Annotated in this window: 2 protein-coding genes; both read left to right on the top strand. The window is 58.5% G+C overall.

What is annotated here, in order from left to right:
- The coding region (locus ABYO54_RS16105) for a sulfatase-like hydrolase/transferase (RefSeq protein WP_372809250.1) at window positions 1–1,035 on the top strand (1,035 nt) is incomplete at its 5' end.
- Window positions 1,036–1,046: 11 nt separating this feature from the next.
- Window positions 1,047–1,743 (top strand): sulfatase-like hydrolase/transferase (locus ABYO54_RS16100; protein WP_372809249.1); only part of this gene is annotated, 697 nt, incomplete at its 3' end.

Raw genomic sequence — 1,743 nt, 5'->3', positions numbered from 1 at the left:
TTTGTGAAAACCAAAGGCTATTGCACGGATGTTTTGTTCAAGGCCACGCTCGGCTGGATTCAGCAGGTCAAGGATTCCGGAAAGCCGTTCTTCGCCTATCTGTCCACCAATGCGCCGCATGCCCCGTTCAACGCCCCGCCGGAGTATCAGAAATATTTCGAAGATCTTGGGTTTCCCAGTCGATCTGCCGGCTTTTACGGAATGATCGAACACATCGACGACTGCATGGGGCAGCTGTTCAAACAACTGGAAGCATGGGGCCTGCTGGAAAATACCATCGTCATCTTTACATCGGACAATGGGACGACCACTGCCGGCAATGGGCTTAAAGGAAAGGCCGGGCGGCCGCAGGTACAACTCGGCACCGATGCGGCGGGTAAACCCATGATGACCTACAACGCGGGCATGAAAGGCCTCAAAAGTACGGTGGACGAGGGCGGCGTCCGGGTTCCTTTCTTTGTGCGCTGGGACGGCGTGATTCAACAGGGCCGGACGGTCGACACGGTCGTCACCTATTTAGATATTCTTCCAACCCTGGCGGATTTCGCCGGAGCGGCGTTGCCGGCCACCCAGGCTTTCGAAGGCCGAAGCCTGAAACCGCTGATTCTGGAAAAAGACCCGGCTTGGGAGGATCGCCTGCATTTCCAGCATGTCACGCGCTGGAATCTCGGGGCCGATCCCGATCAATTCAAGTGGAAGACCTACTCCGTGCGCAACCAGCGCTTCCGGCTCGTGGAAGGCGCGCTCTACGACATGGAAAACGATCCCGGGCAGCACACCGATGTCGCGGCGCAATACCCGGAGCTCGTATCCGAAATGAAAAAGGCCTACGAGAAATTCTGGGACGAGTCGCGCCCGCTGATGATCAACGAGGACGTTCCGCTGGCCGCGGAAAAACCGTTCCACGTCGATTACTATGCCCAGGAAAAAAGCCGAGGAATCCCCGACTGGCAGGCGCCCGATATCGCGTGGCAAGAGTCCTACACCGGCGGGCCGACCGGTCTCGAGAAAAAGAAAAGCAGGAAGACGCAATGAGGACGGGATGTATGAAAACTTATCTGATTTGGGCCCTGGCATTGTTGACTTGGGTCGGGTTCGTTTTTGCGGCTGACCGCCCCAACGTCATTCTGGTGATGACCGACGACCAGGGCTACGGCGATCTGGGATGCCATGGAAATCCGATTCTCAAGACGCCGGAGCTGGACAAGCTGCACGCGGAATCGGTCCGCTTTACCGATTTCCATGTGAGTCCGTTCTGCACGCCGTCGCGCGCGGCGTTGATGACGGGGAATCATCCGGGTGTGACGGGGGCCTTCCGCACCAGCTCCGGACGCACGATGATGCACCCGGATGAAAAAACGGTGGCGAACCTGTTCTCCGATGCAGGCTATGCCACCGGGATGGTCGGCAAGTGGCACCTGGGCGACAATGCGCCGCACCGTCCGCAGGACCGCGGTTTTCAGGATGTGCTCTGGCATCGCTGCGGCGGGATCGGGCAGGCTTCGGACTATTGGGGCAACGACTATTTCGACGACACCTACGAGCGCAACGGCGTCTTCGAAAAGTTCGAGGGCTACTGCACCGACGTCTGGTTCCGGGAGGCGATCCGCTTTGTGGAGAAGAACAAGGAAAAGCCGTTCTTTCTCTATCTGCCGCTCAATGCGCCGCACGGGCCATATCATGTGCCGCCGGAGTGGGAGGCCCCGTACAAGGGAAACAAGCAGGTCGCCAACTCCGCGTTTT

Source organism: Pontiella sp. (genome assembly GCF_041622395.1).
In the GTDB taxonomy this organism is placed as follows: domain Bacteria; phylum Verrucomicrobiota; class Kiritimatiellia; order Kiritimatiellales; family Pontiellaceae; genus Pontiella.
Note: the sequence above shows the minus strand (reverse complement) of the source record. Positions and strands in the feature narration are given on the sequence as shown.